We start from the raw sequence: 19,231 nt of genomic DNA, 5'->3' as shown, positions 1-19,231 counted from the left end.
ATTCATGGCGGAAATCAAAGTACCAGAGCTTGCGGAATCTATTACCGAAGGGACCATTGCGGAATGGCTGAAACAGCCGGGTGATGCAGTGGAAAAAGGCGAAAATATTGCGGAACTCGAAACAGATAAAATTAATGTAGAGATCACATCCGAACATTCCGGTGTCATTCAGGATTTATCAAAAGAAGCCGGTGACACCGTGGAAGTAGGAGATGTTATCGGTCATATAGACGAAAACGGACAAGCCGCCGGAGACGGAGCCTCATCAGAAGAAAAACAACAAGAGAGTGCGGCAGAAGATAAACAGGAAACCGCTCCGAAGACATCCGAGGAAGCCTCTGAATCGCAGACATCTGACTCCGAAGAGACTTCAGAGGGCCGGCCTGTTGCTTCTCCTTCAGCGCGGAAACTTGCCCGGGAGAAGGGACTTGACCTTACGCAGGTTCCAACGAAAGATCCAATGGGTCGAGTGAGAAAAGAAGACGTGGAAGATTACGAAAAAAATAAAGCTGCTGCTTCGTCTCAAGGCAAAGAAGCTAAAAAAGAAAGTGCTCCGGCTCCAAAGGATGAATTTGAAGGAAAACCGGTTGAGCGGATTAAGATGTCCAGACGCCGTCAGACGATCGCCAACCGGCTTGTTGATGTTCAGCAGACATCAGCTATGCTGACAACGTTCAACGAAATTGATATGACTGCTGTCATGGATGTCCGCAAGCGCTGGAAAGAGACATTTCAAGAGCAGCATGATGTACGGTTAGGATTTATGTCCTTTTTCACCAAAGCTGTTATCGCTGCACTCAAACACTTCCCGCTGCTGAATGCAGAAATCGATGGCAATGAAATTATTCAAAAGCAATTTTATGATATCGGCATGGCCGTATCGACCGACGATGGTCTTGTGGTTCCTGTTGTTCGTGATGCCGACAGAAAATCTTTTGCGGAATTAGAACAGGAAGTCATTGATTTGTCGTTAAAAGCACGGGACAATAAATTAACCTTGAAAGACCTCCAGGGCGGTTCCTTTACTATTACCAACGGCGGTGTTTTTGGTTCGCTTCTTTCCACACCGATTCTAAACGGACCGCAGGTAGGTATTCTGGGAATGCATAAAATTCAATGGCGTCCGGTAGCTGTCAATCAGGAAAACATGGAAAACCGTCCGATGATGTATATCGCTCTTTCTTATGACCACCGCATCGTGGACGGAAAAGAGGCGGTAAGCTTTCTTGTCAAAATAAAAGAACTGCTCGAAGATCCGGAATCCCTGCTTTTAGAAGGGTAAAACAAAAGGCTGTCCAAACGGGCAGCCTTTTTTTAACTATCAGGGCACAACACCTCTCGTTTGCAACGGCCGCGTTATCAAAGCGCACCTATGTTAAAAGGGCTTAACGGGAAGCCCCACCCAGGTTAAATCGTTCTGAAGGAGCGGGCCTTTCTCTACGAAATATCTTCGCTGGAGCCGGTGACGTAAAAACGGGCTGAGCGTCATCTTTTCGTTCAGGGGAGGACATTTATTCCGTTTTTGAAGGGAGGTTCGGACCTCTGCTCCGTTATTTCTCCTTTTGAGCATAAAAAAATAGTCCAGCGCCCGGATAGCGGAAAAAATATCCGGAAAGGTCCCTGTCCGATCCGTTCCCCCTGCAGCGGAAGCATCTAAACTTCTTTTACAGGGACGGAGCTGGACGAATATTCCACACTCCGTTTTTCTTATTCATTTTGAAAAGAATAAATCGTCAAAAATCGTCATATAATTTAATGAACGTCCATATAAAAGCATGAATATAAATAAAATAAAAATAAATATAAATTTCTCGTTATATCTATTGATAAGTAACTATATCTTTATGGTATAATCGGTATGCACTTGATAAAAGTGAATATTTATTAAGGGGGTTCCAGTAAATATGACTAACATCAATATGGACAGAAGAACTACAGCATGGATTAACAAAAATGGCGGAGTGGTCACTTTAAATCCCTTCTATCCATTAAATCAGAATAAACAGCGGGGTCCGGTCGATGTCATGTTATCCTTTGATGTTCCAGAAAATGAAGGGGAGTTTGAGGCGGTTTTCCATAACGGTATAACTATCTACGTGCACCGTCATCTTCGAATAAAAAGACAACTCAGCCTTCGTATTAGTGGGTTTGGGCCATTTCAACACCTTAGCTGCAGCGGTATTAAGCATTTCGGCAAAAAATCAGCCGTTTAAATTTTCTGAAAATAAGGGAATTTAAATCAGATAAAAAAGAATAATTTTAAGGAGGGTCGGCTCGTATGAGTCCTCCATGGAAAAGATTGTTAGCCATTTGTTGGATTAACAATCTTTTTATTTTTCAGCAGAGTTTGGAGCTTTAGGAAGCGGCCTGAACCCGGCAGCCATGAGTTTCCTCATAGTCAAGACTTTAACTTTCCAAGGTTTTTGTATAAAATGAATAAAAGGCGAACATATGATTTGTAACCAAATGAGGACCTCAACCATGGGGAGGAATAAAATGGGGATCAGATTTTTTCTCGGCAGAACCGGAACCGGAAAAACAAATACCATACGAAAAGAAATCGCCCGTAAATTACAAGCAGATCCAGCAGATACCAGGCCAATTATTTATCTGGTTCCAGATCAAATGACGTTTCAGGCAGAACAGGATCTTGTGAAAAGAACAGGCAGTGGACTAACCCGGGCCCAAGTATTAAGCTTTTCCAGAATGGCCTGGAAAGTCTTACAGGAAACGGGCGGTATGACAAAAACATATTTGCAGCAAAATGGAATTCAGATGCTGCTCCGTAAAATTATAGAAGAAAACAAAGACGCCTTTCGTTTGTACAATAAAGCATCTTCCAAAACAGGATTTATCGAACAGATCCAGCGTCTGATTACTGAATGTAAACGACAGGCGGTAACTATCGAACAGATCAAGCAGCAAAGGGAGCAGTTGGATGAAAAAGAGGAAAAATCGGGACAGGAACACGTACTGCATGATAAGCTGCATGACCTGATAATAATATGGGACAGAATGGAAGACGTGTTGGCGGATCGTTATGCCGGTGCTGAAGATTATTTGCGGCTGTTATCTGAAAAAATACCGGATTCTGCATTTCTTTTACAAGCGGATGTTTATGTGGATGGCTTTCACGCCTTTACGCCCCAGGAACTCCATATCCTTGAGATGTTGATGGAAAGAGCAGAACAGCTGACGGTTGCCCTTACTCTGGACCAACCTTATCAGGAGGAGCCGCCTTCCATGCTGGATTTATTTTATCAGCCGGCGTGCACCTATAGAAAATTGAAAACCTACAGCAGCAGTACAGCCCAAGGTACAGAGGAGATTGTACTATTTCAGGAAAGTAAAAAATACGAAAGCAGTGCATTGCTTCATTTAGAACAACATTTTGAAAAACGTCCTGTTCTTGAGGGGGAGCCCGGGCAGGATATACAAATCAACGCAGCGGTTAACAGAAGAACAGAAATCGAAGCAGTGGCGCGGCAGATGAATGAGCTGGTCCGGCAGGGGTACCGTTACAAAGATATTGCCGTGGTATCACGTAATATGGATGATTATCGGGAGATGCTGCATACGGTTTTTCTTGATTATGATATCCCTTTGTTTATGGACCAGAAACGACCCATGTTAAACCATCCAGTAGTAGAGTGCATCAGATCTGCGCTGGAAGCTTTGACAGAGCGGTGGAGATATGAGCCGTTGTTCCGCGCATGGAAAACGGATATGTTTTTTTCTTTATCCGAAAACTGGGAAGAAGCGAAAGAAGAGGTAGACCGGTTAGAGAATTACGTGCTCGGATTTGGCGTGACGGAAAAACATTGGAAACAAAAAGAAGATTGGTCCTACTCGAAAAGTCGTTCGGAGACAGAAACGGATAAGAAACAGGTAGAAGATGCAGAAACGGAAAGACAGCTGAATCAAACACGGACCAAACTGGCCGGTCCGCTGCTGCATTTGGAAAAACGCATGAAGAAAGCTTTCACGATCAAAGAATACAGCGTTGTTCTTTTTGAATTCCTGGAAGAGCTGAACATTCCACAAAAAATTGAAAGGATACGGGATGAAGCGTTAGATCGGAATGATCTATCCAAAGCGCGGGAGCATGAACAAGTATGGGGGGCTGTTGTCGAGCTGCTGGAGCAGATGGTTGAAATGGCAGGCAGCGAATCGGTCTCGTTCGAACATTTTTATCACATTGTGGAAACCGGCTTAAGTTCCATGAGTTTTTCCATCGTTCCCCCAGCTGTGGATCAGGTTACCGCGGCCGATATGGAACGTTCGCGGCTGGACAATATCCGCGTGGCATTTATACTGGGGGTGAATGAAGGGATACTCCCGGCCTCCTTTGAAGAGGACGGCATTCTTGATGATGAAGACAGAAACTGGTTCTATCAACAGGGAATAGAATTGGCAGATGATGCCGGAACCCGTTTAGTAAATGAACAATTTCTTATTTACAGGGCTATGACGCTTCCAAAAGAAAAACTCTATGTCAGTTATCCATTGGCAGATGAAGAAGGAGGAAGCCTGCAGCCTTCCATTGTTATTAATCAATTGCAAGAAGTGTTTCCTTCCATACAAGAAAAACTATTGTTTAATGAACCTCAGGAATACTCAGAAAGAGAGCAGGAAGCATTTATTGGAGGGCACCGGAAGACCCTTTCTTTCTTAATCTATCAGCTCCAGCGCTGGAAGCAGGGCTACCCGGTAGCTCCAATGTGGTGGGAGGTTTATAATTGGTATGTCCTGAACAAGCAGACTGTTTCTTTAAACCTGCTGCTGAACAGTTTGTTTTATAAAAACAAGCCGGCTCCCATTTCTTCAGAACTTTCGCGGCAATTATATGGACCCACATTAAAAGCCAGTGTATCAAGAATAGAACAGTTTGAATCCTGTGCCTTTGCTCAATTTGCTTCTTATGGTCTCCGCCTGAAGGAAAGAGATATATATAAACTGGAGGCACCGGATATCGGCCAGCTGTTTCATGGTGCCCTGAAAGACATGACCGAGCAAATTCAGAAGCAGGGCAGACAATGGTCCTCTCTTTCTCCGGAAGAATGCAGCTCTTATGCTAAACAATCAGTCGGGCGGATAGTTCCTACCATTCAAAGGCAGATCTTATTAAGCAGCAGCCGTTACCGCTATCTCCAACAAAAGCTGGAGGACACTGTCGTTCGTGCTTCTGAAATGCTGAGAAAACAAGCCGGAGCAGCTGGTTTTACACCAATGGGACTGGAACTGGGATTTGGTCCCGGAGAAACGCTTCCTCCTTTACAGTTCACACTGGCTGACGGAACCACCATGGAAGTGGCCGGCCGCATTGATCGCGTCGATGGAGCCGAAGGATCAGAAGGAGTATTTGTCCGTATTATTGACTACAAATCGAGTATGAAAGATATCCGCATTTCTGAGGTTTATTTTGGACTCGCTCTGCAAATGCTTGTCTATTTAGATGTAGTCCTGTCGTTTTCGGAGGAATGGATTGGAAAAGAAGTGAAGCCGGCAGGGGTTCTGTATTTTCATGTGCATAATCCATTTATTCAGGCAAACCAGCAGATGGATGCAGCAGAAATGGAACATGAATTTTTCAAACGATTTAAAATGAAAGGTTTATTGATGGCAGAAGAGGAGCCCGTACGGTTAATGGATGCCGGTCTGACTACGGGACATTCAAATATTGTGCCGGCCGCTATTAAAAAAGACGGTTCGTTTTACGCCAGCTCGTCTGTTCTTCCCAATCACCAGTTTGAGTCGATGCGTCATTTTATTCGGGAGAAATTGCAGAAAGACGGGGAAAAAATCATGCAGGGAACGACGGATATCAGACCGTTTAAAAACGGAGCAGTAACAGCCTGTACGTATTGTTCGTTTAAGCCTGTATGTCAATTTGATCCATCGTTTGATTCTAATGAATATCGTTTATTAACGAAGAACAAGGAAGAGATTTTATCTGACATGTTCTCCAGCCGGAAGGAGGAAGACTAATCCATGCAGCATCCGGAAAAACCAAAGAACTCAGGCTGGACAGAGGCCCAATGGGAAGCGGTTTCTGTTTCAGGGAACAACCTGCTCGTTTCCGCTGCAGCAGGAAGCGGGAAAACCGCAGTGCTGGTCGAGCGGATCATTCATATCATTACGGACCCTTCCCGTAACATAGATGTGGATCAACTGCTGGTGGTGACTTTCACGAAAGCGGCAGCTGCTGAGATGAAAAACAGGATCTCCGCCGCTTTGGTACGCGAGATTAATAAGCATCCCGGCTCCCTTCACCTGCAGCGCCAGCTTTCCCTTGTAAACAGAGCTCAGATTTCCACCCTGCATGCCTTCTGTATGACGGTGATACGAAAATATTATTACAAAATAGAGATAGATCCTCAATTTCGTATTTTAGATGAAACAGAAGGGGAATTAATGCGGGAAGAAATTTTGGAAGAAGTATTGGAAGAAAGATACAGCAGGCAGAATAACGATAATTTTCTGGAGGCAGCTGAACGTTTCAGCGGGGATCGCAGCGACGAAGGATTGAGACAGGTACTCCGCAGTTTATTTCGGTTTTCCAGATCGCATCCGGACCCTGGGGAATGGCTGCAGAGAGTGGCATCTGCCTATCAGTTGGCTCCAGATTCGCCGCTGGAAAATACCCAGTGGGGGAAAGAAGTCTGGAAAGATGCGAAATTACGAATAAAGGCTGCCCTGCAGAAAGTGGAGCAGGCAGCTTCTATTTGCCTTGACCCTGATGGTCCTCATCCGTATTTGAAAAATATGGAAGAAGATCAATTGATTCTGCAGTATTTACAGGAGGCCCCGGATTGGGGCAGTTTATATGAACGGTTCCAATCGTTAACATTCGGTAAGCTGCAATCTATAAAAAAGAAAGACCATGTGGATGAAGCACTGCAGGAACGGGTGAAAAATCTCCGTGATACGGTTAAAAAGGAAATCACTGCCCTGCAGACCGAAGCCTTTCATCAAGAGCCGTCCTTGCTGCTGCAGGATATCAGGGACATGGCGGATTCTATCGGCGTTTTAGCAGAGACGGTGGAAATATTTTCAAAGCGGTACCAGGCTGCCAAAGAGGAAAAGGGAGTAGTCGACTTTTCCGATTTAGAACATTTTTGTCTTGCGATATTAAACGCTGAAGGATCGGAAGCAGCTGCAGAATACCGCCGCCGGTTTGCAGAAATTATGGTAGATGAATACCAGGACACCAACCATGCCCAGGAGGCCATACTTCAGACGATCTCAAGGAAAGAGAATTTGTTTCTGGTTGGAGACGTGAAACAGAGTGTTTACCGGTTCCGCCTGGCAGATCCGGGACTGTTTTTAGACAAATTCAGGAAATACAATCGCACAGAAGGAATTCCCGGCTGGCTGATCCATCTGGATAAGAATTTCAGAAGCCGTAAAGAAATTATTCAGGCTGCCAATTTTATTTTTAGACAGCTGATGGACGACTCTACTGGAGAAATAACCTATGATAAAACTGCTGAACTAAAAACCGGCAGTGATATCTATCCAGATACCATACAAGGACCTGAGCTTATCCTTATTAATAAAGGGGCGCCTCTTGCCGGGGACCCCGGCGAAAATGAAGAGATGGACGAGCTGGAGACGGCTCAGCTGGAAGCAAGATGGACGGCACAAAAAATAAAACAACTTATTCATGACAAATATCAAGTACTGGACAAAGAAACAAACCAAATGAGGCAGATTACATTTCGTGATATCACCATTCTTATGCGTTCCATGACATGGGCCTCTACTTTTATGGAGGAATGTAAAAAAGAAGGACTGCCGGTATATGCAGAATTAAGCGGAGGGTATTTTGAAGCAGTCGAAATCAATATTATGCTCTCTTTATTAAAAGTTATTGATAATCCCAGGCAGGATATTCCGCTGGCAGCGGTATTGCGCTCTCCCATTGTCGGGATGAATGAAGAAGAATTGGCAGCAATACGAACGATGGATAAGCACGGTTCCTTTTATGATGCCTTCAAAGCTGCCGCAATCAGTGATGCCGCTGCCAGCTGGCAGGAAAAATCCTTCTATTTTTTCGGGAAATTAAAGGCATGGAGGGAAAGAGCCCGTAGTGAAGCTTTATCCGAGTTTATATGGGATCTTCTGCAGGAAACAGGATATTATGATTTCGCTGGAGGCCTTCCTGGAGGGAAACAGCGGCAGGCCAATCTCCTGGCTTTATATGATCGGGCCCGCACCTATGAAAAAACGTCCTTCCGCGGACTTTTCCGTTTCCTGCGATTCGTGGAAAGAATCCAAGAAAGAGGAGACGATTTAGGGACCGCCCGGGCCCTTGGAGAACAAGAAGACGTTATTCGGTTAATGACGATTCATAAAAGCAAAGGACTGGAGTTTCCCGTTGTATTTTTAGCCGGAATGAACAAGATGTTTAATTTTCAGGATCTCAACCATCATGTCCTGTTGCATAAAGATCTGGGACTGGGAAGTAAATATATCGATCCTTCTCACAGAGTGGTAAAAGAATCTATTCCTCATTTAGCACTGAAAGTCAGAAATCACAAGGAAAGCATTGCAGAAGAAATGCGGATTTTATATGTTGCTATGACCAGGGCTAAGGAAAAATTATTTATGGTAGGCACGTTAAGCAAGGCGGAGAAAAAACTGGAGGAATGGGCGTCATTTTATGAACATACGGAATGGGTTCTTCCTGAATGGAACCGCCGGAAGGCTAAATCATTTTTAGATTGGGTGGGGCCGGCTGTCTTTCGTCATAAGGCAGCCAGGGCCTGGCATCCAGAGAATAAGGCAGCCGGTCATCCACGCGTCCATGAAGATGCAGCTCCCTGGCAGATTCAGGTGGTAGAGCATGCCGAATTGAAAGAAGGAGAAGAAGAGGAAACGGAGAATAATGAACAGACAGAACAAGAGTTGATAAACAGAGATATAATAGAACTTGCTTCCGGCAGGTTTGATAACATTTCCGAACGGATGTCCTGGCAGTATCCTTATGACCAGGCCGTGCAAACGCGATCCAAACAGACCGTAAGTGAATATAAAAGAACCTTGCAGGATGAGTACAGCGAATCTGTCTATCAGCCTTCTTTTCGTTCCCAATATGCCCAAAGACCTCTTTTTATGCAGGAAACCTTGGCAAAGCCAGAAGAAAAAGGGACCGCTCTTCATACGTTTATGGAACACCTGCCTTTGGATCAGAAAATAACGGCCTCGGTTTGTGAAGCCTTTGCCTTCGAGCTGGTGGAAAAAGAACTGTTAACCGAGGAACAGGCGGAAATGATTGATACAGCTGAAGTCGCTGCTTTTTTTCAATCACCGGTAGGTGAGAGGATGAAAAAAGCAGTTCAAGTATATCGAGAAATCCCATTCAGTTACGGTAAGCGGGATAATCCCGAACAGGATATAGTAATCCTTCAGGGAGCGGTGGACTGTATTTTCCAAGAAAAAGACCATTCGCTTGTACTGATCGATTACAAAACGGATGCTTTTCTATCGCGGTTTCCTGACGACAGCGGGAAGGCGGTTTCGATGATGAAAGAAAGGTATCAGACCCAGATTGATCTTTATCGGGAAGCCATCTCTTCGATATGGAATCGGGAGATACAAGAAGCGTACATTTATGCATTCGATGGGAGATTCTGCATCGATATGATCAATTAGGAGTGGTCCAATGCGAATAATACACACAGCTGATTGGCACCTTGGAAGAACATTAGAGGGAAGGAGCCGTTTTCCGGAACACATCGCTTTTTTCGACGAGCTGGAAAGGATTATACAAGAAGAGGAAGCTGATGTTTTAGTCATGGCCGGTGATGTATTTGATTCGGTCAATCCTCCTGCAGATGCAGAATCATTGTTCTATGAAAGCATGGTGAAAATCAACAGCCGCTGCCGGATACCGATCGTCCTTATTGCAGGAAATCATGATCATCCTGAACGCCTGGCAGCTCCCAGCCAACTGGCTGAAGCGCACGATATCTATATTCTTGGATACCCCCAAACCAGCCCATTATTTATTCCAGTGAACGGGGATCTGTTACAATTAGCTGCGCTTCCATACCCTTCTGAATCAAGGCTGCAGGCGGTATTCAGCAGATCCGCAGACGAGTCAGCTATTCGAAATGCTTATAATGAAAGAATAAAATCTCTATTTCACATGATGACCCGTTCATTTGAAAAACAACATGTCCGCCTGGCGATGACTCATGTTTTTGCTGCCGGCGGTACAGCCAGCGAATCGGAACGTCCGATAGAAGTGGGGGGCGCTTATTCTCTGACGGGAGAGGCGTTTCCGGAAAACGTACAATATACAGCTCTTGGTCATCTTCATCGTCCGCAAGCTGTTCATCATGGCGATCGCACGATTCGTTATGCCGGCTCCCCGCTGGCCTTCAGTTTTTCAGAAGCAGGGTATGCAAAATCTGTCACGCTACTCGATATCACACCCGAACAAGAGCAGCCTGTTATTCGTGAAATTCCGTTATCCTGCGGGAAACCACTGGTTCGGTGGGAAGCTGAACATGGAATGAACCAGGTCAAACAGTGGCTGGAAGCAAAGCGGGACAGGGAAGCATGGGTCGAGCTGTATCTTCACCTGAACGAAACTCCCTCCATGGAGGACATTCATTACTTAAGGAAACACCATCCCGGTATTGTCCATATTTATCCTGTCTTTCCGGAACAGGAAACCCAGCCGGCAGCCGCCAACAGAAACCAGCTTCCTATTGATGAATTGTTTCAAAGATTCTATGAAAAACAGACAGGCGGGGCTGAACCGGAACAAGAGCTGATCGATCGATTTATGGAATTGATTGCAGAGGAAGGAGAGGATGAATAATGCGCCCGATCGAATTGTCATTAAAGGGCCTGCACAGCTTTAGAGAGGAACAGACGGTTGACTTCTCTGATCTATGTAAAAATGGAGTATTTGGAATTTTCGGTCCCACGGGAAGCGGCAAATCCTCCCTTCTGGATGCGATGACATTAGCCTTGTATGGAAAAGTGGAACGGGCTCCAAACAATACACAAGGAATTATTAATCAGGCGGAAAATGAATTATTTGTTGCCTTTACTTTTAAGCTGGGCGGAGACGGGAATTATTCTACGTTTAAGGTAGAACGCACCTATAAACGATCCGGAGAAAATCACGTTAAAACAGCCGTGACCCGTCTTCATGATCTTACCGCTCAACCAGTGGTGCTTGCTGATAAAGCCAGTGACGTCAACAAAAAAATCGAGACAATGCTTGGACTATCTATTGAGGATTTTACCAGGGCCGTCGTACTGCCTCAGGGTAAATTTTCAGAGTTTCTTACCCTGCGCGGTAATGAGCGGAGACAAATGCTTCAGCGCATTTTTCAATTAGAAAAGTATGGAGACCGATTAATTAAAAATGTAAAGGCCAAACTGCAGAAAGCGACCCACGAAAAAGAGCGGCTGGAAGCAGAACAGCAGGGGCTGGGGGAAGCCACTGCCGAAGCCGTACACACGGCAGAGAAAGACGTTCATTATTGGGAAAAGCAGCTGACAAAAGCGCTATCTGATAAAGAAGAAATCGATCACAGCTGGGAAAATGCGAAACAACAGAGAACCTGGCAGAAAGAATGGAAGGAAGCCGTTCGGCAGCTGGAAAAGCTGGAAGAGGAGAAAGGTTCTGTGAACGATTGGAAAAATTCTCTTCTTCTTTCTGAACAGGCCGAAGGATTGCTGCCTTTCGCCGACACCTATTTAGAATCTCAGTCGGAACAGCAGACCTGGTATAAAAAAGAAGCAGAAGCCAGAGCGCGGCTGAGTACGGCTGCATCGAAACAAGAAGAAGCTTCCGAGCGGCTTGAACAATTTAAAAAAAAGAAACAGGAAGCGGAAAAAACTTGGCAGGAAAAGCAGCATGTGGTGGAAAAAGCGGAGGAGATGAAGCAAGAGATCGAAAAATACAGCAAACAGCAGGCCCCTCTCCAGGAAAAATTAGAGAAAATAAAGGCCCGTGTTGATCATTATTTACAAAAAGAAGAAAAATTAAAAGCCGATCTGCATACGTATCAAGAAGCCGTGCAACGTTTTCAAAATCAGCTGTCCGAGTTTTCCCAGACATTAAAAGATAAATATACAATGTTTTCAGCAAAAGAAGAGAAACAGCATATCCTCCATCTTCAACATCACTACCATCAAATCCAAGAGGAGGAAAGGCAGAATCGAACGAATACCGAACATTTGTCTGCGCAAGTAAAAGAGAAAGATTCCGAATTAACCCAGTCTCAGCAGCTTCTCTCTGAACGATTTCGCCAGCTGATGTACTGGTATAACAAAGGGGCGGATGATTTGCGCTGGATACAGCGGCAAATCGATTTTCTTGACCACTGGGCAGAGGAACGCAAAAAGGAAGAACACCGCTTAAAAGGGGAAGAAATGGCTGCCTATCTGGCCGTACAGCTGACGGACGGAGAAGCCTGTCCTGTCTGCGGTTCCGACCATCATCCTTATCCCCGCAAGATAAAAGCAGGTTCTAATGTGGAGAAAACTGCAGAGAAAAGACAGAAGCTGGAAGATTGGCTGCATACGTTAAGAGAAGATGAACTGGCAGCAAAACAACGGGAATGGCTGCTTCAGCAGATTGCTGATTCATTGGCCGAAGAAGCAGAGGAAGCGATTCGTTCTGCATCCGCCTCCCTGGCAGAAGAGGAGGACAGCCATGTTCCGGAAATAGGGAATAAAGAGGAATGGGAAAAAACCCTCCAGCATAAACATCAAGAGTTGGAACGGGAAAGACCCACTATTACCTACTTACAGGAACAGGTAGAAAAAGAAAAAAAATATTATCATCAATTAATAAACGAGAAAACAGAACTCGATTATCAATTGGATGCAGCGGCTAAAGCATGGGAAGAAAAGCAGGAACAGAGCAGGAACCTAAAACAGCAAATCGAGCGGGCTGTAGAAGCCTGGAAAACATCCTATCCTGATTTATCTTTTAACACCTTGGAAGAGAATTATAAAAAAATGCGGGAAGAAGAAGAACAAAAAGAACAGCTGCAAAAAAGAATAGAAGAAGGCACCAACCATATACAAGAGCTGCAAAGACAGCTGGAGCAGCTGGGGAATGAGCGGTATACAATAACAATGGAACAAACAGAAACAAAAGCAACATTAGACCAGATATCTGCTCAGCGGGAAGAAAAACAAAAGTACCTTTCTAAGATGCTTAACGGCAGTTCCGTAGAAAAATTAAAGGCGGATGTCAAAGAGTTGCAGAAAGAATGGGATACAAAAGAACAGAACATCGTTAAGGAAAACGATCAAACAGCTAAAGAAAAACAAGAAGCGGAGAATCAACATTCCGTGGCGGTACATGCGCTGGCGGAAGCGGAAAAACGAGTACACAGTGCGGCTCAAAAATGGTACGAACAGCTGTCAAAATGCAGGGACATGCCGGAAGATCCCGCCGTTTTAAAAGAAATAGTGTTATCGCAAACGCAAAAAGAAGAGTACCGGAAAGGGATCGAAGAACATGAAAACTTGATAACTAAATGGCACAATACAAAAGAAAATTTGGAACAGAAGCTCGAAGATCAGCATATATCGGAAGAGGAATGGGCAAACATTGAGGAAAAAAGACAAAAAGTCCACGAGATCGTAAACGAGGCAAGGGAAAAACGGGCAGCCGCTGCTGAAACCTTTAAGGAAATACAAAAAAAGCAGGAACGGTATCAATTTCTGGAAAAGACGCGAAAAGAATGGGACAGCAAGGCCGTTCAGTATTATAAATTAGATCAGGTCTTTCGAGGCAGGGGGTTCATTGAATTTTTAGCGGAAGAGCAGCTGCTTCAGGTGACACGTACGGCATCGGAATGGCTGCGGGGCTTGACACGGGGCAGGTATGCAATTGAAGTCAATTCCCAAGGCGGGTTTATTATTAGAGATAATGCCAATGCCGGTTACAAAAGACCAGTCTCCTCCTTATCGGGCGGCGAAACATTTTTAACGAGTCTTGCTCTGGCCTTAGCTCTATCGTCCTCCATTCAATTAAAAGGGCAGTACCCGCTCGAGTTTTTCTTTTTAGATGAAGGGTTTGGCACGCTGGATCAAGAACTGCTGGATACAGTCATGACATCGCTGGAGAAACTGCAAATGGATAATTTAGCCGTGGGAATTATCAGCCATGTCCCTGATATTCAGGAACGACTGGGAAATAAAATCATAGTCACGGAGGCAGAAGCCGGCGGCAGAGGCAGCAGGATCCAAAAAGCTCATTCGTAAATTTCTTTTCTTACAAATAATATAATTATGTAAACCAGCTGGCTTGGTAAATCTGCAGAGCGGTACAAAGGGGTAAGGTGAACGGCATGGAAGAATTTATTACAGCGAGTGGGCTTTCCGCTTTGGCTACAGCAATAGGCGCGATTCCGGCTGTCATTTTGAAAAATACGACTCACCAGGCTAAAGACATGCTGCTTGCCTTCAGCGCCGGGATGATGATGGCCGCCTCTACATTTGAACTGATTCCTGAAAGCTTAACGCTTGGAGGCTATTCCGCGGTTATTTTTGGTATATTTCTCGGGATGTTTGTGTTAACTATGTTAGAACAGAACATTCCGCATGAGCATATTGAACAGAATCACACGAGACGGCGTATGGAAATGAATATGATTGATCGAAAAGCATTACTTGTTATTACGGCAATTACGCTTCATAATATCCCGGAAGGTTTATCGGTGGGAGTCAGTTACAACAGCGGAATAGAAGGCCTGGGCTTCTTAATTGCCCTGGCCATCGGTGTGCAGAATGCTCCAGAAGGGTTTATTGTTGCATTCTTCCTCGTTCAGCAGGGCGTTCGGAAAACAAGCGCATTTGTCATTGCGGCATGTACTGGTCTCATGGAGTGGATAGCAGCTTTTCTGGGATTTTGGCTCACATCTTTTGCCAGCACTCTTGTCCCGGTAGGTCTGGCATTTGCCGCTGGTTCAATGATTTATATTGTCTACAAAGAATTGATTCCGGAAAGTCACGGAGACGGCTTTGCCTTAAGCGCCACGTATTCTTTTACCGGCGGTTTACTGTTGATGATTGCTATGACCTGGTTTTTTTAGCCGCATAGAAAAGGAGGGTATACGACTTTGAAAAACGATAAGCTCGAAAAAAGACTTGCCCTTCTTTGTATTATTATAGGAATTATCCTTCTGATTTCTTTAGTAAGAAGCTTTATTGGTTTTTTCTAGCAGGATGGATCTTGAAAGTAAAGGGAATAGTGATACTTACATGCAGGGTTGAACAAAGCCTGGCAGCAGGGGCAGATGTATCCACTCTGCAGGTATTCCCTGATGGATAAAAATGTTCCGCAATTTCCGCATAAAATGGCTTTTTCATGGAATTGCTCTTCGGGCCACCGGGAAGGAGGGTGGCTGCATAGTTCTTCATGACACTTATAGCAGCAATAAAATTGACGGCAGCAATAAAATTGAATGGCAATAATGTCATTGGACTGGTGATAGTGGGCGCATCTGCTGCTGTCATCAGGTTTAACACCGTGAACCTTAGTCCCATGGATATGGGCAGACATCGAGGGTCACCTCTCTTCATTAGTCAAAACGAATAAAAAATCGTAATCAAATGTTTAATATTATAAAAACAGGGTAATATATCTGGGGAAAATAAACAACCTGATGACGGATATATTTCCTGTCACTAAATATTCATTGACCTTGTCAGGAAATTACATTATTATGTTAGAAAGAGATACTTGCCACCGTTTATTCTGTGACAAAAGTTAGAATTTTGTTTCAATTATTCGACAATGGATGGATTTTGTGCTAATATTACATTTGTGGAGTAATGTTCAGAATTTTCTACATTGACTCGAGGAGATGGTTCATGAAACGGTGTAAAGTAATTTTTAAGGAGGGATAACATGCCTGTTAAGGAGAATCAAGAAACGCTGGTACGTACGAAAGCGAAAGAGCTCTGCAGTGCAATGGAGCTTAGAGGATGGGCAAGTACTAAGTTTGTACCAACTCCTCCTTATGGTTATACACTGGTGAGTATGACAGGATGCCGGGCGTGGTTTGGAAAGCGCTGGGGCATGATATGCGATGATATGAACGACCACCTCAAAATTGTTCTGGATGTACCCAGAGGGAGAGTGGAGGAGGCGGAAATTAGTCACCGACTGGATCTCCCGGTCGCGGATGACTTGGGTAACGCCAGCTCCGTGGAAGTAATTGACAACAGAGATAGAGATACCATTGTGATCTATCTTTTTACAAAAGAGCTGCAGACCATTGAATTTCGGAACAGTGAAATTATGGAACTCGTCAGTGATGTGCGCCGGTGGGCCTGCCTCTAAAAAAACAAATACCGCACCAGGCGTCACCCTTTCCAGGGTGCGCTTATTTTTTATCCTCGAAAACGCCTTTTTTCATGAAAAGAGTAGGAAACAGCTTTTATCCATGTTACAATTATTTAAACTCGATATTTAGACAATAATTGAAAGACGGGGTGCGGAATGAAAGCGTATCGTCGCAAGTTTTTCTATTTAGGAATAAATAATGAAACGTTAGAACCAATGAGCATGGATCGAATCAGACAGGCGGGTTTTGATCTGACAGTGTCAAAAGGTGATCTGCCGTATTTAATTAGTTTCTGCAGGGAATGGCGTACATTTTTCAAAGACGCCTCCAGAAATGTACACCCGCTTTACCGCCCTTATATTGAAGAAGCAGCTTCCTTTTTTGATGAACAGGTCGAGCAGATGACTCTCTGCACCGCCCCGCATCATGATTCCAATACGTATATCCTGCCGTTTACGGACCTTGTTTCTTCTTTAATGCTGGCTTACAATGCGTTTGACAAAGTATTGGAAGAATATGAAAACATGCCGGCTCATTTTGAAACAGCGTTGAAATATTATCGGCAGTTTGCGGTAAAATCAGATTCGGATAAATCCCAATTTATTTTAAACCATCTCCCCGATTTACGTTTAAGTGTAGAATAAAAGGCAGGCCTCCGGTGCAGGATTCGGAGGCCTTTTTATGATATTTTTTACGAATTGCTTTATTTTCTTTCGCTCTTTTTACTAATTACCTAATAATTTTTGAACAATTGGAAGATTTTCTCCTTCATATTTTTATAAATTATATTTACTTTTTACTGGATATTTGATAAGTTATCAATGTCCTTTTATAACAGGACGGAAAGCGTTTTCATATGGAAGACGAAATTATTATAAGGAGTGTAAGTATGAACTTTTTGTGGGGTTTGATGGGGATTGTTTTTATTTTATTTCTGGCATTTCTTCTGTCCAACCGCAAAAAAGCAATTAATCCCCGTACCATTCTGGGGGGACTGGGATTCCAGGTATTATTTGCTTTTATTGTGCTGCAGTGGGAATGGGGACGATGGGCCTTGGAACAATTAACGCGCGGGGTCCAAAGCATTATTGACAATGCTTATGAAGGAATTAACTTTCTTGTGGGAGACTTACTGGCTTTAGAAAATGTAGGCAGCGTCTTTGCTTTTGAAGTTCTGCCGGTCATTATTTTCTTTTCTTCGTTAATTGCTGTCCTTTACTATATAGGAATCATGCAGATATTAATCAAAATTATCGGAGGATTTTTATCTTTCGTATTAGGGACAAGTAAGGCAGAGTCGATGTCGGCAGCAGCAAACATATTTGTAGGGCAGACAGAGGCTCCACTTGTGGTGCGTCCGTATCTCGCGGATATGACCCGTTCTGAAATATTTGCGGTTATGACCGGGGGACTGGCATCGGTTGCCGGTTCTGTATTGTTTGGTTATCATCAGTTAGGCATTCCTTTGGATAACCTGCTGGCAGCAAGTTTCATGGCTGCTCCCGCCGGCTTGATTATGGCAAAAATGATGATGCCGGAAACGGAAATCTCTGCCACGAGTGATTCTATCAAAATTGAAAAAGATACAGAATCCCAGAATGTCATTGACGCTGCCGCACGGGGAGCGTCAACCGGGGTGCAGCTTGCGCTCAACGTAGGGGCGATGCTGCTCGCGTTTATCGGGCTGATTGCTGTGATTAATTCTTTATTTGGTCTCGTCGGAAATGCTATTGGTGTTGACAACCTGACTCTTGAAATGATTCTGGGCTATATCTTTGCCCCTGTTGCTTTTATGATCGGGGTGCCATGGGTGGAAGCTTTGCAGGCTGGAAGTTTTATCGGCCAGAAGCTTGTAGTCAATGAATTTGTTGCCTACGCTAACTTTGCTCCTGAAATTGATTCATTTACAGAAAAATCACAGGTCGTTATTACATTCGCTCTTTGCGGATTTGCCAACCTGTCTTCGATGGCCATTATTCTAGGCGGTTTCGGATCGCTTGTCCCTGAAAGAAGGAGAGAATTGGCCCAGCTCGGCTTAAAAGCAGTCGCTGCCGGAGCGTTGGCTTCTCTACTGAGTGCGTCGATTGCTGGAATGTTTGTCTAAACGGCTGAGCAAAAACAGCACTTCTATAGTGTTGTTTTTGCTTTTCTTGCGAACTTCCCATCTTCTTGATATGCTTTTAGAAGATAAGGGGAGGGGGGACATACAATGGAAGAGCTGAACGAAGAAGGGCAGATACGTGAAGTATTTTTTTTAATAAAGCAGCTCCGTCCGTATTTGGTAGAACAGGAATACATAAACACCGTCCGGCGGATGCAGGAATACGGATATCGGTTGTATGCATGGAAGGATTCCGGTCATTACACAGCAGCAGCTGGATTAAAATTTCAGGAAAACTTATATGACGGCTTTCATCTCTGGCTGGACGATTTTGTCACAGATGAGAAGAAACGTTCCCGGGGAATAGGGAGACAGGCTCTTTCCGATATTGAAAGGTTCGCCAAGCAGAGTGGCGCCCAAAAGGTCGTTTTATCCTCCGGATTAAAAAGGGCAGAGGCCCATTCGTTTTATGAAGACAAAATGAACTATTTTAAAAAAAGCTATGTTTTTTCTTCCCAATCATTATAAAAAGGAGGGACCGTTCATGATTCATTTAAATTGGACGGAGACCAGTACGTTAAAGCAATTAAAATGTATACATGCCAATGCTGAAAAATATAAAGTAGATAATGTTCTCACACCCGGAAACGTTTATGATGTGAAAAATGAAACAGAGGAATTTTACTTTGTCCTAGATGATACCGGTAAAATCGGCGGGTTCAAAAAGGATTATTTTGAAGAGGTATAATCGAAGAAATATCTGGATGTTTACAGGAAAGACACGTATACTTTT

General features: G+C 44.1%; 13 protein-coding genes. 12 read left to right on the top strand and 1 reads right to left on the bottom strand.

Annotated elements, in window-relative coordinates; genetic code table 11:
- The first annotated feature begins 4 nt into the window (after positions 1-4).
- The 7 genes from odhB to G475_RS0108220 all read left to right on the top strand — a co-directional run bounded on the left by odhB (position 5) and on the right by G475_RS0108220 (position 15,080).
- The gene (gene odhB / locus G475_RS0108255) at positions 5-1,282 is read left to right on the top strand and encodes a 2-oxoglutarate dehydrogenase complex dihydrolipoyllysine-residue succinyltransferase (RefSeq protein WP_026700871.1); all 1,278 of its coding nucleotides are present in this window, start codon (positions 5-7) and stop codon (positions 1,280-1,282) included.
- 622 nt (positions 1,283-1,904) lie between these two features.
- The gene (locus G475_RS0108245) at positions 1,905-2,213 is read left to right on the top strand and encodes a hypothetical protein (RefSeq protein ID WP_026700870.1); all 309 of its coding nucleotides are present in this window, start codon (positions 1,905-1,907) and stop codon (positions 2,211-2,213) included.
- Between the two features lie 283 nt (positions 2,214-2,496).
- Positions 2,497-5,988, top strand: a complete 3,492-nt coding sequence (gene addB, locus G475_RS0108240) for a helicase-exonuclease AddAB subunit AddB (RefSeq protein ID WP_026700869.1) — start codon at positions 2,497-2,499, stop codon at positions 5,986-5,988.
- 3 nt (positions 5,989-5,991) lie between these two features.
- On the top strand, positions 5,992-9,657 hold the full coding sequence (addA, locus tag G475_RS0108235) for a helicase-exonuclease AddAB subunit AddA (RefSeq protein WP_026700868.1): 3,666 nt from the start codon (positions 5,992-5,994) through the stop codon (positions 9,655-9,657).
- Positions 9,658-9,667: 10 nt separating this feature from the next.
- Positions 9,668-10,834: an exonuclease SbcCD subunit D gene (locus tag G475_RS0108230; protein ID WP_026700867.1), complete on the top strand. Its 1,167-nt coding sequence runs from the start codon at positions 9,668-9,670 to the stop codon at positions 10,832-10,834.
- The gene (locus G475_RS0108225; RefSeq protein WP_026700866.1) at positions 10,834-14,250 is read left to right on the top strand and encodes an AAA family ATPase; all 3,417 of its coding nucleotides are present in this window, start codon (positions 10,834-10,836) and stop codon (positions 14,248-14,250) included. The genes G475_RS0108230 and G475_RS0108225 overlap by 1 nt, the downstream gene beginning before the upstream one ends.
- An 86-nt stretch (positions 14,251-14,336) precedes the next feature.
- Complete coding sequence (locus G475_RS0108220) at positions 14,337-15,080, top strand: ZIP family metal transporter (protein ID WP_026700865.1); 744 nt, start codon at positions 14,337-14,339, stop codon at positions 15,078-15,080.
- A gap of 125 nt (positions 15,081-15,205) precedes the next feature.
- On the opposite strand, the gene G475_RS26765 is transcribed toward G475_RS0108220, so the two are convergent.
- Positions 15,206-15,550: a CHY zinc finger protein gene (locus tag G475_RS26765; RefSeq protein WP_084414052.1), complete on the bottom strand. Its 345-nt coding sequence runs from the start codon at positions 15,548-15,550 to the stop codon at positions 15,206-15,208.
- 348 nt (positions 15,551-15,898) lie between these two features.
- Between G475_RS26765 and G475_RS0108205 the strand changes: the two genes are divergently transcribed.
- From G475_RS0108205 to G475_RS0108185, 5 genes are all read left to right on the top strand, one after another.
- Positions 15,899-16,333, top strand: a complete 435-nt coding sequence (locus tag G475_RS0108205; RefSeq protein ID WP_026700863.1) for a hypothetical protein — start codon at positions 15,899-15,901, stop codon at positions 16,331-16,333.
- A 159-nt stretch (positions 16,334-16,492) separates the two neighbouring features.
- Positions 16,493-16,981 carry a hypothetical protein gene (locus tag G475_RS0108200; RefSeq protein WP_026700862.1) on the top strand — a complete coding sequence of 163 codons (489 nt, stop codon included), beginning with the start codon at positions 16,493-16,495 and terminating at the stop codon, positions 16,979-16,981.
- A 245-nt stretch (positions 16,982-17,226) separates the two neighbouring features.
- A complete protein-coding gene (locus tag G475_RS0108195) occupies positions 17,227-18,441 on the top strand; it encodes a NupC/NupG family nucleoside CNT transporter (protein ID WP_026700861.1) in 1,215 nt (404 codons plus the stop codon).
- Between the two features lie 105 nt (positions 18,442-18,546).
- On the top strand, positions 18,547-18,966 hold the full coding sequence (locus tag G475_RS0108190) for a GNAT family N-acetyltransferase (protein ID WP_026700860.1): 420 nt from the start codon (positions 18,547-18,549) through the stop codon (positions 18,964-18,966).
- Between the two features lie 16 nt (positions 18,967-18,982).
- Positions 18,983-19,186 (top strand): DUF6501 family protein, encoded by a 204-nt coding sequence (locus G475_RS0108185; RefSeq protein WP_026700859.1) that lies wholly within the window; start codon positions 18,983-18,985, stop codon positions 19,184-19,186.
- The last annotated feature ends 45 nt before the right edge of the window (positions 19,187-19,231 follow it).

This window comes from Salibacterium aidingense DSM 18341, from assembly GCF_000429685.1.
GTDB classification, from domain to species: domain Bacteria; phylum Bacillota; class Bacilli; order Bacillales; family Marinococcaceae; genus Salibacterium; species Salibacterium aidingense.
This window is presented reverse-complemented; position numbering and strand designations above follow the sequence as displayed.